The organism is Candidatus Schekmanbacteria bacterium (assembly GCA_016219965.1).
Taxonomy (GTDB): Bacteria; Schekmanbacteria; GWA2-38-11; order GWA2-38-11; family J061; genus JACRJM01.
In genome coordinates, this window is the sequence record JACRJM010000010.1 from 185,854 (window position 1) to 199,461 (window position 13,608).

The window sequence follows — 13,608 nt, forward strand, 5'->3', positions numbered from 1 at the left end:
TTCTGCCTCAAGGCACAAAAAAAACAAAAATTAAATCATTAATTTATTATACACTGATTCAATGGATTGAGGAATTTATTTAATCAAATTCTAATGATTATTTTGCCATCTGTACAGTGTGATGACAATTCCAATGCTTCCATAACCCTGTCAAACGGATAGCGGGATGTTACCATTTTCTCAACTTTAAGCCTGCCCGAAGCAATAAGCCGTATAATGTTCGGATAAATCCCATATCCGGAATGTCCCCTTGAACCTATTAGGCTGTTAGCCCCCGATACAAACAAATCCAGATTAACAGGTGTACTGCATGCTGCTCTGCCAAGATATATGATCTTCCCGTTAAGCGACATGGATTTCTCCATTTCAGGGACAGTAAGAGGAGCCGCACCGGCTGCTTCCACCTGCACATCTGCTCCAAAACCATCAGTCAGTTCCATAACCCTTTGGGAGGCTTCACCTTTCACCATTTTTTCAACATTAAAAACATGGTCTGCCCCCATTTGAGAGGCAATATTCAGCCTTTCATCAACCCTGTCAAAGGCTATTATACTGCTTGCTCCTGCAGCCCGGGCAAGTGAAATTGCACCAAGTCCTATGGGACCTGTACCATAAACAGCAACCACTGCACCGGGAGCAAATCCTCCTCCGGCAATAAAAATACCATTGTAAGCACAACCAACAGGTTCGATAAGCGCTCCCACATCAAAAAGCTCATCACCCGGATATATTTTCTCAAACTCATTAATCTTCCAGCAGTACCTCTCCTTTACTGCTGCAAACTCTGCAAGCGCTCCGTCGGAACTTAATCCTAAAAGTTCTATATTCCTGCACTGGTTTGGAGCCCCTCCCCTGCACGACCTGCATATTCCGCACCACATAATGCTTTCAACTGCAACCTTGTCGCCAACTTTAAGGGTCTTCACAAGAGACCCTGTCTTTTCCACTATTCCGGAAAATTCGTGACCTAAAATGCAGGGAAATTTGGCGAGACCTGAAAAGATTATGTACTTCTCTTCATCCGTCTTGTAGACATGAGTATCGGAGCCGCAGATTCCGCAACTTTTAACCCTTATCAGGACTTCATCATCTCCGGTCTCCGGAACCGGCACGTTCCTGATTTCGAATCCGGGGTTTTTCCATACCATATTCCCATTGACAGCTCTCTTCCTTTTTTTTTCATCTTCACTCAATTTATAGGAATTACGAGGCTGCCATTCGGCGTTGGCAATGAAGGCTTTCATCATCAGAAGATCACAATGCCTTTCTGTTAACTTTTCCGCTGCCGGTTTTTGGAAGGGATTCTCTGAGTTCTATCTCCCTTGGAAGTTTGTAACGAGGAAGGAGATTCTTGCAAAAGCTTAGAATCTCATCTGCTTCTATATTTTTCCCGGGCATAGGGACTATGATAGCCTTTGGAACTTTTCCTCTCAGTCTGTCATCAAGAGCAACTACTGCAACTTCCCTGATATCAGGATGTTCAAGCAACGCCCGTTCTATCTCCAGCGGATAAACTTTGAGCCCGGCAATCTTCATCATTCCCATCTTTCTTTCAATAAAATAAAAATTACCATCATTGTCGCATTTGCCAAGGTCACTGCTGTAATACCAGCCGTTGCGAAAGCATGAACTTGTAGTTATATCATCACCATAATATCCGCTTACAACAGCAGGACCCTTGAATACCATCTCCCCTGTTCTTCCGGGAGGAAGCTCCCTTCCTCTGTCATCTACTATTTTCACTTCATATGATTTGCAAGGTTTGCCTACTGAACCTGCCGGCGCTAATCTCCCCGGTTTCACTGCAAGGGCAATTCCGGTTGTCTCAGTACTTCCCCAGACAGGGATAATTGGAATCCCAACCCTCTGCACAAATCTTTCAATCAGCTTAACAGGTGTATACATCCCGCCGCTTTCAGGAACTCTTAAAGAACTCATGTCATATTCTTTGTGGTCAAGAACTTCAAGGAGGTTTTCATACATCGGGACAAGCCCCATCATGCATGTTACCTTATGATTTGCAATTGCCTCAGCTATGGACTTGGGATAGATTTTATCGACAAGCACCATTGTCCCTCCAAGATAGACCGGTCTTGCAAATATTTCGTGAGGGTGGGCAAAGGGGGCAAACATACAGAGATGTATGTCATCTGCTGTCAATTCCAGAGAGTCAATCGAGGCAACTGTATTCCAGTAAATATTGGAATAGGTCGTCACAGCTCCCTTGGAAGTGCCGGTTGACCCTGAAGTGTAGTTAAGATAAACAATGTCTTCGTCATTTATCGGAAGACAGGGGTTTTCAGGCTTTCCTAAGTTTAGCGCATCCTCCCAGGAAAGTAAGCCCGCTTCTCTGCCTCCAACAGTTATAATCCTGATATCACTGTTTTGCGGAATGGATTTTTTTATCAGCTCAAGGAAAGAAATCTGAGTGATGACACATAATGGGGAAATATTATTCAGAATGGCATTTACATTTCTATCAGTCAGTTCATAATTAACAGGAACTGCTATGCCGCGCGCCTTCGCAATTCCAAGAAAACCAATAACGAGTTCAGGTATTCGGGGAAGCATAAGTACAACCCTGTCCCCTTTTTTCAGCCCCAGCTCTAACAAAGCACCGGCAAACCTGTTAACAAGACTGTTAAATTCCGCGTAGCTTGTCTTTTTATCGTGGAAAACTATCGCCGGCTTTTCTGCAAATTCTGCCGCATTTTTTTCCAGTGCCTCTACAAGTGTCATGATTTCATCCATCTTCCAATTTCCTCTAAATCTGACTTTCCCATGAATGATAAACTTTCCCAAGGTACCTATAGAAACTTATACCAGGTATTCCTGAATCCGGCAGTACCATTTATCACCCCTATGTCCGGCAGTTTTTTCATCCCTTGTTATTTGGCACCCGGTGACGAAACTGATGGACTCCCTCCCTTGCCGGGACCTTCATCTATCTGCTGGCCTATGAAATATCCTGTTTCAAGCTGAAGGAGCGGTGAAATAATACCAGATAAGCGGCTGAAGAACAAACTAACATCTGAAATAGTTGTCCTCGGAACATATATAATGTCATCTTTTACAAGTACTATATTATTCCCTTTATCACTGCCGCTTAAAATATCATCTACATTGACTTTTATCAATTGCGGACTTTTTAATCCTCCCCTGATAACAAGGACGCTCTTCTTTTTCCCGTCTATAGTGAAGCCACCTGCCCGCGATATGGCTTCAACAATTGTCATTGGCTCATCTGCCTGAAAGAATCCCGGACTTGTTACCTCACCAAGGACCATTATTTTCTGGCTGTGAATAGCAGTAATTGCAACTGAGACCTGCGGATCAATAATGTACGGAGAAAGCCCTTGAGCTATCTTGTCCCTGAGCTGGAAAATACTTAAGCCGCCAGCCTGAATATCTCCTACAAGCGGATACATTACCTTTCCGGAATAATCTATGCGCAGAGTTTTGGATAGCTCATCACGTCTGTAAACTGAAATATCAACAATATCCCCTGAACCCAGAATAAACTCAGTTATTTTGGGAGTTTTCTCATTTTCTGCCGGATTTTCCTGTCCGGAAGATGCCGCATTTCCTTTTCCGCTGATATCCTGTTTATTCCCAATCATACTGCAGCTTGCACAGGCAACAAGAAATACGACCAATGTAAATGCTAATATTTTTTTTACTGGCAAATTTGATTACCTTCTTTTAAAAAAATTTTGTTTCTATTCTAATATGCACCGGCTCTTTTTAAAACAGCAATTATCGTTCTAAACAAAATTTTTATGTCCAGCCATACAGACTGGTTCTCGACATAGAAAACATCATACCTTATCCAGCTGTGAAAGGGGGAATCGCTTCTTCCTTCGACCTGCCATAATCCGGTAATCCCCGGTTTAACTTTAAGGCGGATGTCACGCCAGCTGGAGCAGAATTTCATTTCTTCCATCACAAGAGGTCTAGGACCTACAAGGCTCATGTCTCCTTTCAAAACATTGATAAACTGCGGAAGCTCGTCAAGGCTCGTGGAACGAAGTATTCTCCCCACTTTTGTAACGCGGGGATCTTTTGACAGTTTGAACATCGGACCGTCGCATTCTTTCTGAGCAGCAAGCTTTTCTTGCAGGCTCTCTGCATCTTCAATCATTGTCCTGAATTTGAGCATGCCGAACTCTTTTCCGTCTTTTCCGCATCTCTTCTGCCAGAATACAATGGGCCCTCTTGAATCAATTCTAATTGCGGCAGCTATCAAAAGCATCAAGGGAGAAAAAACAATTAATCCCAAAGAAGCAAAAACAATATCTACGAAACGTTTTATTCTGAGGAATGTCCTGTACTTAAAACGATTTACCTGCGGAGAATCAATAGCAGCGACACCGTTAAACTCATAACCCGCAGGGAGAAGATTTATATCCCCGAAACTGAGATTTCCCACAAGCACCTTATTCTTAAAAGATTTTCCTGAGTTGATATAAAGACCGCTGCCGGCAATGCAATAACCGAGCGCCGAGCCTTGTTCCACCCTGCAGTTATCCCAGAGAATGCTTTCCCTCACAAGAACCCCTCTTCCTATCGTGCACCCGTTCCCAAGCACAGTCGGTCCGATTATCCGTGAACCCTCTTCAATCATACAGTTATTCCCGATTAACACCGGCCCGAGAATATACGTATTTGGAGATATTGACACATTTTCTCCTACCCATATCCCTTCGGCAAGCATTTTATAACCGTCCTCTGCATGCCCCGTAAACAGGTTCTCCCTGTGGGCTTCATAATAATCTTCTATGCTGTTGATTGCTTTACAGCTTTCTTTTATTTCATAGGTATATGCGCTTAATGAGGCATTCTTCAAAAGAGGAATAAGCTGCTCCTGAATGTCGAAATAACCATCATCTTTTACAAACTCAAGCGCCTCGGGATTAAAAACATAAACACCAAGAGGCTTCATTACAGATCTTCTTTCCACTGAATGATGTATGCTGTAAAAAGAACCCACAGCATTGTTGTCTGCAACCTGAACTCCTTCTGAAAGAAATCTTTTTGTAACCTGCACTGCGATTGTTACAACAGAGTGATTTTCATCATGATATGCTACAATGTCATTAAGGTTGATGGTACCGAGAAAGGAGTTCCCATCTACAACCAGAAACTTGTCATTTCCTATAAAATCCCTCATGTCCCTCAGTATCCCTGCGCTCCCACGAGGTTTTTCGTCATCAGTATAATGTATATCTATAGTAAGACCGTTTTTACGTTTAAGGCTTTCGAGATATGCTGTTGAAGCACTACCCATCGACGCGGCAAAAACAATCTCATTTATCCCCATTCCGGCAAGACAATGTATCGTGTATTCGACAAGCGGTCTGTTAAAAACCGGCAGCATAAAGACCGGTTTATCCTTCGTCAGAGGACTTAACCTCTTACTTAATTTATCTGCGAGAATTATACATTTAGTAATTTTAGTCATAATCAATTATATAATAACGCAACCTACTAATTTAGTCACCTTTTCTAATCAACAGAATCCATACTTACTGTTTATCAAATAATTTCAATCTGTGGCTGTAAGAAAAGTTACATTGTTATTTTTTAATACTCATTATTGAAAAAACTATCATATACAGGATTTAAGGTAATATTACAACCTCAGCCGTGTTTTAGGAATCTTAAACAAAAGCGGAAATAAACCAGTTAAGATATTTGTTGTAGGCAACATTAAACTTAATTATTGAGAAATGCCGCTATGTCGGCAAGCTCAGAGTCTTCCATCAATGGCCACTGTATATTCTTCTTTTTCATCTCATCGCGCATCTTGGGCCCATGGTTCCACATCGCCCACGCCATATAAATCGGAGAAATTTTATTATTGTCAGACGGCAGGGATATCTTCCCATCTATTTTCCCGGTTCCTTTTACATGGCAGGAAGAACACTTCTTTGTATTGAAAAGCTCCGCGCCCATTTTGGCATCCCCGGCAGTTTCAACCCGTCTTAAACTTAAAAGATATGCAACCAGATGAGACATCTCATCAGAAGTAAGCTCTAATTTTCCTTCGCTGATACTGGCTCCTCTGGAAATCATAAGCGGGGAATGATTCCACATTAGCCCTGCAATCTGCATTATGGTGATGATTCCATTTTCCCCGGAACTTAATGCCTTCGAAAGATCGGGGCCTGCTTTTCCTCCCTTGCCATATACCGAATGGCAGGCGATGCATCCCTTCCTCCGGAAAATCTCCTCTCCTTCAGCGGCATTCCCGGGCGACAAATATTCTTTTTCAGACACACCTGATACTTCCTTTATATAAGCCACAAGATCTGCCATGTCGCTTTTTTCAAAGGTAGGCCATTTTATCCCTTTTTTAGCCATTTCTCTTTTCATCGCAGGCGCATGGTTCCACATGAGATCAGCCCATACAACCGGGCTTGTATATTTTCCCCAGCCCGAAAGCTCAGGCCCCACACGTCCACCTTTCCCTTTAATAGAATGGCATACGCTGCATTTTTTTTCTTCGAAAAAAGATGCCCCTTTTTTTGGATCACCGATCTCAATGGTAGAGCGTATAAAGGTAAGAAAGGAGAAGATATCTGACATCTCCTCTTTTGACACAGGTTCGTATTTGATTTCTTTAAGGACTATTTTCTCAAGCATAACCGGCGCATGGTTCCAGAGGGATGAAGCCAAACTGCTTTCAGTTATATCCCGTCTCTTATCTTCTGACACCGCAAGGTCAGGCCCCTCATTTCCGCCTTCTCCCCAAACCGAATGGCATTTGATACACCCCTTCTCATAAAAAGCTTTCCATCCTTTCGTAGGATTTCCCTGTTCTGAAGTCTTATCATTAATACTCTCAGAAGATGATACAGGGGGAGAGGCAAGAAGCAGTATCAACATGATCAGGAAGAGAACACACAAACTCTGAGATTTCAAGTTCCCCCTCATCACTGGTTCATCTCCTCTATTTTATTCATTGGTTTATCTTTGGGTTTATCTTTGAGTTTATCATTGAATTTATCATTAGGTCTGTCTTTAGCCAGAGTTATCCCAAAAAAGAGTGTACCTCCCACGCCGGCAAGAAGAATGAATACCGGTATTATGAGAATAGCTATGACACGCGCAAAAGGCGCTGAAGGGTCATTCCATTCAGAAGCCCAAAAATAACCGTTAAGGAGAAAAACGATTATAAACACAGCCATTCCCCATAAGGCGAGAACAATTGAAACATGTCCCGCAAAAGTTATTTTCCTGAATGTTGAGTCATCAATCTTCAATCTTATTCTCCCTAATCAGCCCGTTCCGGTTCATTTTTCAGTCCCGGCAGATAGCTTTCAACCCTCTCGCTTACCTCCTGTACAGATTTTTTACGCCCCTCTTTTATTTCCCATATGGATATTACGGGAAAGAACTTTGTAAATAAAACATAGAGGAGGATAAAACCCGCAAAACATCCTGCCATTTCTGAAAACTCCACCCAGCTTGGGAAATAGTTTCCCCTGTCATAGGGAAGCCTTGGGTTGGCAAGCGTAGGTACAATGATGCAGAACCTTTCAAGCCACATTCCAATAGTGACTGAGACTGAAGCAATCACAATTCCGGTAATTGTTCTCGTCTTCTTGTTGCACAATATCGTAAATGGAATAACAAAACAGGTGATGCACATTACCCAGAAATAAGGGGAGAAGCGCCCGCTGAACTTTTCCCAGAATACCGCCATGTGAACCGGCTCCGCGCCGTAGAACGTCGTGATATACTCACAGAATGTAAAATAAAACCATAGCAGTGTCATAACAAGAAGAAGTAATGACATATTCTCGAAATGGACACGGCGTATATAGTTCTCAAGGTTAAACGCTTTTCTTAAAACCGCCATGGCGATAATAAGGGCTGCAATCCCTGAAAAAATCGCACCTGCCACAAAATAGGGACCGAATACAGTGCTGTGCCACATAGGCTGGACGGTCATGGCAAAAACATATGACACAACCGTATGTACAGAAACAGCTACCGGGATAACGACAATCGCCATTATGGCAATCAATCTTTCAAGCACCTTCCACTGGAGAGGAGTCCCTTCCCAGCCAAGGGCAAGAATTGAATAAACGAGCTTCCTTATTTTCCCTTCAGAGCGGTCACGTATCAAAGCGATGTCAGGTATCATGGGAATATAAAGATAAACCGTGCTTGCTGTAAGATATGTCGTAATGCTCACCATATCCCACAATAGCGGGGACTGGAACCTTCCGTAGATTATCGGGTTTAACAACCTATCAGGTCTACCCATATCCACAAAGGGATTTGCTGCACCGATAAAAAGAACCATCACTGTAATGATTTCAGCCGACCTTGTTATGGCTCTTCTCCATTCAGCCTTGGCTATCCGGAGGATTGCAGAGATAAGCGTACCCGCATGGCTTATGCCGATGAAGAATACGAAGTTTGTAATATACATCCCCCAGTAAACAGGACGGTTCAGATTGGTTACCCCTAACCCCCATATGAGCTGTGACATATAAGCAATCCCGGCCCAGGCGACAATGGCAAGAAGAATACCTACTGTAATATAAAATCCCCTTCCTGTTTTAAATATGGGCTCAAGGAGAATGTCGTCAGGGTCTTCCCCGATGGTTTTTACTTTTTCATCCGCCATTTATCATTCACCTTTTAAAAGGTAATAGACCTTAGGCTCTGTCCCTAAATCTTCCAATAACCGTGAAGCCCTGCGGCTTTTCGAAAGAACTGTAACCCTGTGCTGAGGATTGTCAAGGTCCCCGAAATACATCGCCTTGCCCGGGCAGGATTCGACGCATGCAGGCACATAATCATCTTCACGCATATCGCGGTTTTCAGACCTTGCCAGCTCTTTAGCCTTTTGCCATCTATGGTGGCAGAAGGAGCATTTTTCTACAACCCCCTTGGGGCGTACCGAGACATCAGGGTTAAGCGTTGCCATCATCTCACTGGGCCAGTACGGCACATACCAGTCGAAATATCGCACAGTATAAGGACAGGCGGTAGTACAGTACCGGCAGCCTATACAGCGTGGATAAATCTGCCCAACCAAACCTCCATCTCCTTTATATGTTGCTCTCACAGGACAGACCTTGGTACAGGGAGGTTTATCGCAGTGGAAACAGGGTCTTGGCATTATTTTCTTCTTCACATCAGGATATTCGCCTTCCTCAATTGTAAGAATATCCATCCATCTTATGGACCTTCCTTCCCTGAAAAGCTGAGGATCAGAGAGCCCAATGTTGTTTTCCGAATTGCAGGCGATAATACAGGCTCCGCAGCCAGTGCATTTATCAAGGTCGATCACCATTCCCCATCGCGGCATTTAATCACTCCTAAAACATTATGCTTTATAAATCTTCACCTTCGTCTTATCTGCAAGGAAAATCCCTGTAACTGGGTCACGCACAGCACTCATGATATCTGCTGCATTGCTTCCAATCCCATTTGACCATTCACCGGGGATAACATGCCCCATGCCGGCAGGGATTGAAACAAATTCTGGATGAATACTCTTTGTCGGTGTAACCTCTGCCCTTATCTTCCCTTTATCAGACTCCACTATAACCTCATCTCCCCGCTTAAACCCGAGCTTTTTTGCGATCTCTTCATTTATCTCAATCCATGTATTCCATCTATCAGTCAGAACAGATGTTATATTATCAAGCATCCAGGGTGAATTCGGGTTGGTCAGTGCGGCAAGAGACGCAGGTTTAGAAACATGAAGTGCGAAATACTGCTCTCGTGTTTCATCCGTTTCCGTCAGCTCGGGGAAAGAATAATTCGTCATACTTTTGATTGCCGGCATAAGCTCAAATTTGCCGGTCGGTTTTAAAATAACACGCGATAATTCCCCATAATAATAAATCGGGTCCCACCATCCTCCTGCATCTATTATCGTTTTTTTGAATTCATCAAGTCCGCCTTCTGATGGGATCCTCCAGCCTGCTTTTTCAAGAAGTCTTACCCATGTCCCTTCAAATTCCTCTCCAAGCCTGCTCCCTCTTCCCGCTTCAAAAAGCCCTTCGATGGCAAGCTCTACGTAATCGCTGAAACTCTTCCAGTGAAAGTTTATGGCGACCTCCGGAGAAAGTCCTGATGCAATGTTTAAAAGAACATCCTCAGATGCTTTGCATTCGACAACAGGCTCCACAACCGGCCGGGATATTGAAAATACCTGATAACCTTCAGAGGTGGCAACAGCGGAGCCGTTCCATTTTTCGAGATATGTGCAGTCAGGAAGTATCATATCACAAAGAGATGATGTTTCATCCATTATACCGGAGAAACTCACCTTGAAAGGTATTTTATCAAGTGCTTTTCTCCACAGCGCGCTCTCTAAACTTGAGTAAATCGGATTTGCATTTTTTATGAAAAGAGCCTTTACCGGCGATTCCGGCGAAGAAATAATTTTACTTAGAAAATCCGTGTTATTCTCTCCATATATTGATGATGATTTCTCTCCTTCTTTTTTCAACACTATATCAGGAGGGAAAAGGATGCCGCCTTTCGTATTTATACTTCCTAAAAGAGCGTTAAGGCTATGGACTGCAAGCTGTATCCGCGTTTGCGTCCGATTTCCTACAGCCAATGCAGGTCTTGAAGAGGCAAAGTCTCTTGCAAGCCTTATTATTTCCTCAACCTTAACTCCCGTCATATTTGAAACATCAGAAGGGGCATATTCACTCATCACAACAGATTTGAAGCCCCTCTCTGTTTTTCCGCTTTCATCAGTCCGGTCTTCAAAGCCGCTGCAGTTTATATTCACAAAATTATAATCATAGAGGTCTTCCCTTATGATCACATGCGCAACACCCAGAGCAAGAACGCCCTCGGTTCCGGGCCTTACCGGTATCCATTTGTCCGCAGTCGAAGCAGATGCGGACAATCTCGGACCCACGTGAACAAATCTGCATCTGCCCGATGGTCTTTCGCTGTGGGCCTGTCCATAAGCTTTTAAAGACTGCATGAGGTTCTCGTGGCTTTCAAAGATATCAGTATTGAAAGAGAGGACAAAATTGGAATTACCAATATCATAGGAAGGGGCAGCATTTATCCCCTGCATCAAATAAATTGCATCGAGCATGGATGAATCATAATAATCATGCCCATCCATGTAGCAGATATAGTTTGGACTTCCATAAGCCTGCATAAACCTGTCAGCAAAACTTACTTCAAGACTGGTTGAAGGCTTCCCATGCAAAAACATAAGAGACTGCGGGCTTTGTGTCCTCAGGGATTTAAGATTACCGGTAACAGCTTTCATGGCATCATCCCAGGATATCCTTTCCCATTTTGAACTGTCGCCGCTTCCGGTTTTTTTCATCGGACCCGAAAGCCTGTTAGGATTATAAAGGATATGAAGCCCGTTCACACCTCTGGGGCATATGCCGCCGCGGTTTACAGGATGGGCAGAATTCCCCTCTATGCTTACAAGACGGCCATCAATCGTCCTTGCACGGATGCCGCAGGAGCTTGAGCAGAGATTGCACGTCGTAGTCTTCCATGTTTCAATGCCGTGCGGAACCGGGACCTCCTCAAATCTGTTCAGGAATTCATGGATTCCCTTGTTCACATTTTTTATCTTCTGGCAGCCGCCAAGTGCAGTAGCAGAAGCGGCTCCGGAAGCTTTTAGAAATGATCTTCTTTTTATATTTCTATGCTTCTTCAAAACACCTTTTCTCCTCATTATTCTTTCCCAGCTTTCTCAGCGGTGACAATCCACACAATCCCATACAACGTTCCGCTCCTTGTGACATTCGATGCAGTCTTCCATCACCAATGTTTTAAGAGGACTTGTAAGCGGCTCGGTCATCTTCCATACTTCGCCATGGCATTTCACGCAGTCAATATTCGCTATGCCCACATGCCTTCTGTGCGAAAAATAAACATGAGAAGGGAGTTTAAAAACCCTTTCCCATTCCAGGTCTTCATGCCTTGAGGAAGCCTGTCTTATCTTTTCCTCCTCAGGGCTGTCCGTTATTTTGCTCTCATGACAACCAAGGCAGATACCTATATCAGGAATACCTGCAAAAGTTTGTTTCTTAACATAGACATGACATGCCTCGCATTCAATGCCCTGTCCTACGACATGTACTTTGTGGCTGAATTTTACAATCCGGCCTGAGAACTTAGAGAGAGGGAAAACAGAAACTGTAATGCCCCCACAGAAAATAAGAATAAGTGCAGGTACCAAAAATTTCTTCATGATTATTATTATAAAATAAAAACCACAATATTAGGCAACTATAATTTCACTTCTGTAATTTTCAATTCCTTTCTTGCCATTAACAGAGAGTAAAGGTATCTTAATGTCAGAGCAAAAGTTTTATTAAAAACTTAACCTGTATTTATGAGAATAACCAGAAGAAGGATAGTAAATTTAGTGCTTGTTTTGGCAAGTATCATATTTACATTCTTAGCCGGCGAAATAGCTCTGAGATTCACAAGGTTCGAGCATACTATCAAACGATATTCATTTTATAATTATCCATTCCCCAAATTTTATTTCAAGTCAGACCCTGTGAAGGGATATGATATCAGAGAAAATTTTAATGAATCCGAAGCTTATGCTGACAGAGACCGTACGTATAAAATCTGGTCAAATGAGATAGGATGTTTTGACACTCCTGCAAAGAATATAGATAATTACGTCCTCCTTGTTGGCGATAGCTTCACCCATGCTTATACTGACTTTCAGGATAAATGGGGAACATATGCAGAATCACTTCTAGGATACAGGATACTAAAATGCGGCGTATCAGGATATGGAACCAAGGATGAGCTTTACAAAGCAAAAGATATCATCTCGAAAGTAAAGCATCCCCCAAAATTAATTATTTTAGGGTATTTCATAAATGATCTCCAGGATGACTATCTGTTCCCTCAAATAACAATTATAGAGGGATGCAGGGTTTTTGACAGGACACTTGATAAAAAAACAGGTGAGATTTTTTTACGTAAAGATCTCAAAGATGAATTTCATCTCTGGAAAAAATTCGGATTAAACCATTATCCTAAAAATCCCTATTTTGTGAGGATAAGATATTTTTTCAAAAAGCATTCTATCATTTATAATCTTGTGCGAATTGTATTTTTCAATGCGTTCTTAAACCCCATAGAGCTTGATTTGTCTTATAATGATTACCCGTGGATCAAGAATGCATGGGAACAGCATTTTGAGAATTTAAGAGAATTCAAAAAACTGGCGGAAAGCTGCGGAGCCAGGTTACTGGTTGTAGAAATTCCCGCAAAATACCAGGTATTTTCAGATCGTTTTGATGAGTTCAAAAATATTGCTCCTGATAAACCCAACAGAATACTCAATAATTTTTTTCAGGCAGAAGGGATAGATTTTATAGATCTCCTCCCTTATTTCAAAAAAGAGGCAAATGCAGATCCTGATAATAAGAATTTCACTCCCAAGATCCTATACTGGAAATATGATGCGCACTGGAACAAAACCGGAAACCATCTCGCAGGATTGCTTGTGTCAAAGTATATTTTGGAAAAAAATCTTCTCAACATAGATGACAGGGAAAAAAAGATTGCAAATATCGAACAGACAATTTCTACCGGATATTAGGACTAAAGTGCAGACAACCG

General features: G+C 42.5%; 11 protein-coding genes. 1 reads left to right on the top strand and 10 read right to left on the bottom strand.

The annotated features are described in order from the left end of the window. Positions 1-83 precede the first annotated feature (83 nt). The 10 genes from HZA77_12400 to HZA77_12445 form a co-directional block, all read right to left on the bottom strand. Positions 84-1,247, bottom strand: coding sequence for an alcohol dehydrogenase catalytic domain-containing protein (locus tag HZA77_12400; protein ID MBI5376232.1), 1,164 nt, complete (start codon positions 1,245-1,247; stop codon positions 84-86). A 7-nt stretch (positions 1,248-1,254) separates the two neighbouring features. Then, a complete protein-coding gene (locus HZA77_12405; GenBank protein ID MBI5376233.1) occupies positions 1,255-2,751 on the bottom strand; it encodes an AMP-binding protein in 1,497 nt (498 codons plus the stop codon). Between the two features lie 137 nt (positions 2,752-2,888). Continuing rightward, positions 2,889-3,686, bottom strand: coding sequence for a polysaccharide export protein (locus tag HZA77_12410; protein MBI5376234.1), 798 nt, complete (start codon positions 3,684-3,686; stop codon positions 2,889-2,891). Positions 3,687-3,724: 38 nt separating this feature from the next. Further along, positions 3,725-5,461: an exopolysaccharide biosynthesis polyprenyl glycosylphosphotransferase gene (locus HZA77_12415; GenBank protein ID MBI5376235.1), complete on the bottom strand. Its 1,737-nt coding sequence runs from the start codon at positions 5,459-5,461 to the stop codon at positions 3,725-3,727. Between the two features lie 254 nt (positions 5,462-5,715). Then, positions 5,716-6,924 carry a c-type cytochrome gene (locus tag HZA77_12420; GenBank protein MBI5376236.1) on the bottom strand — a complete coding sequence of 403 codons (1,209 nt, stop codon included), beginning with the start codon at positions 6,922-6,924 and terminating at the stop codon, positions 5,716-5,718. An 11-nt stretch (positions 6,925-6,935) separates the two neighbouring features. Next, the gene (locus HZA77_12425) at positions 6,936-7,265 is read right to left on the bottom strand and encodes a hypothetical protein (protein MBI5376237.1); all 330 of its coding nucleotides are present in this window, start codon (positions 7,263-7,265) and stop codon (positions 6,936-6,938) included. 11 nt (positions 7,266-7,276) lie between these two features. After that, entirely contained in the window at positions 7,277-8,641 is a 1,365-nt protein-coding gene (gene nrfD / locus HZA77_12430; GenBank protein ID MBI5376238.1) for a polysulfide reductase NrfD, read from the bottom strand. A gap of 3 nt (positions 8,642-8,644) precedes the next feature. Beyond that, positions 8,645-9,328, bottom strand: coding sequence for a 4Fe-4S dicluster domain-containing protein (locus HZA77_12435; GenBank protein MBI5376239.1), 684 nt, complete (start codon positions 9,326-9,328; stop codon positions 8,645-8,647). Between the two features lie 18 nt (positions 9,329-9,346). Further along, the gene (locus HZA77_12440) at positions 9,347-11,674 is read right to left on the bottom strand and encodes a molybdopterin-dependent oxidoreductase (GenBank protein ID MBI5376240.1); all 2,328 of its coding nucleotides are present in this window, start codon (positions 11,672-11,674) and stop codon (positions 9,347-9,349) included. Between the two features lie 36 nt (positions 11,675-11,710). Further along, positions 11,711-12,211, bottom strand: coding sequence for a cytochrome c3 family protein (locus HZA77_12445; protein ID MBI5376241.1), 501 nt, complete (start codon positions 12,209-12,211; stop codon positions 11,711-11,713). Positions 12,212-12,355: 144 nt separating this feature from the next. Here HZA77_12445 and HZA77_12450 point away from each other — a divergent pair, with 144 nt between their 5' ends. Beyond that, entirely contained in the window at positions 12,356-13,588 is a 1,233-nt protein-coding gene (locus HZA77_12450; protein MBI5376242.1) for an SGNH/GDSL hydrolase family protein, read from the top strand. Positions 13,589-13,608: the final 20 nt, after the last annotated feature.

Coding starts and splice junctions, on each gene's coding strand:
- HZA77_12435 (MBI5376239.1), bottom strand. CDS start 9,328: ATGCCGCGATGGGGAATGGTGATCGACCTTGATAAATGCACTGGCTGC.
- HZA77_12415 (MBI5376235.1), bottom strand. CDS start 5,461: ATGACTAAAATTACTAAATGTATAATTCTCGCAGATAAATTAAGTAAG.
- HZA77_12405 (MBI5376233.1), bottom strand. CDS start 2,751: ATGGATGAAATCATGACACTTGTAGAGGCACTGGAAAAAAATGCGGCA.
- HZA77_12450 (MBI5376242.1), top strand. CDS start 12,356: ATGAGAATAACCAGAAGAAGGATAGTAAATTTAGTGCTTGTTTTGGCA.
- HZA77_12400 (MBI5376232.1), bottom strand. CDS start 1,247: ATGATGAAAGCCTTCATTGCCAACGCCGAATGGCAGCCTCGTAATTCC.
- HZA77_12445 (MBI5376241.1), bottom strand. CDS start 12,211: ATGAAGAAATTTTTGGTACCTGCACTTATTCTTATTTTCTGTGGGGGC.
- nrfD (MBI5376238.1), bottom strand. CDS start 8,641: ATGGCGGATGAAAAAGTAAAAACCATCGGGGAAGACCCTGACGACATT.